1 protein-coding gene is annotated in these 996 nt (G+C 54.8%); it reads left to right on the forward strand.

All coding sequences use genetic code 11. The features are described from left to right. On the forward strand, positions 1-332 hold a 332-nt coding region (locus J4F31_12405), incomplete at its 5' end, for a hypothetical protein (protein MCE2497354.1). Positions 333-996: the final 664 nt, after the last annotated feature.

The following is a 996-nucleotide window of genomic DNA, read 5'->3' on the forward strand; positions in this document are numbered from 1 at the left end:
ATCATTTGCTCTCCCGTCATCGTATTCCGAGTCAAGTCGTGAGGGGCTATGGAACAATGGCTTCTTCCCAGATCGGCCTGGGACGATGTATTTCGGAGGGGAAGGCAGACGTCGGCATTGGAACACGCGCCGTGGCTCAATTGTACAACTTTGATTTCATTCCGTTGCAGGAAGAACGCTATGATTTGGTCATTCCGACGGCGTACGTACACTCGCATCCCGGCATGAAGGTATTTTTGGACACCTTGGTCACGCGCAGGTTTCAACAGGAAATTGAAGCCTTGGGGGGGTATGACGCCAGAGAGAGCGGGAAGATCATCCGTGAACAATAGCGTGTCGCGGGCCGGACCTGGGGCGGGGATGGTTTTTTAATAGATATCAAGTATTATTGCTATATAGACAATTAATAATTACATCTTTCATCACCATGAGAAGTTTCTCGATGGAATGCATGTCCTTGGGGACGCGTGCCGGCAGAAAGGGTGGAGGCCTGGTTTTCGTTCTGCTTGGCGGTTTGGCCTTAATCGGTTGGGGCGGCGCGGCCCACGCTTTCCCCGAGGGTTTTTCTCAAGCGGGTATCGAGCCGGTTGAACGGGTCTCAAGGAGGCCGGTGCCGGAACCTGCGGATGCCGTACTCGTTGTGGCTCGGGAATGGAAATGGGACCGTTACCTGAGGGACGCCTTGCATCTCCCGGCTTGGCTGGACCTTGGCCTGGAACACCGGACGCGTTTCGAAACGTATGACCACCCCTGGCGAGCCAGCCAGCCCGCGGGTCAAACGGATTCGCAAATTCAACAACGGTCGCGCGTTCGGTTGGGTCTGAACGGGAAGCATGTCAAATTTTTGTTTGAGGGCCAGGATTCCAGGGTGTATCTGGATGACGCTGAAAGTTACATCACCACGGGCATCAGGAATGAAATGGACGTGTTGCAGCTCATGGCATCCGTCACGGTGCACAACGTGCTGGAGACCGGACTCCGTACCGACCTGCACGT

This window comes from Flavobacteriales bacterium, from assembly GCA_021296215.1.
Taxonomy (GTDB): domain Bacteria; phylum Bacteroidota; class Bacteroidia; order Flavobacteriales; family ECT2AJA-044; genus ECT2AJA-044.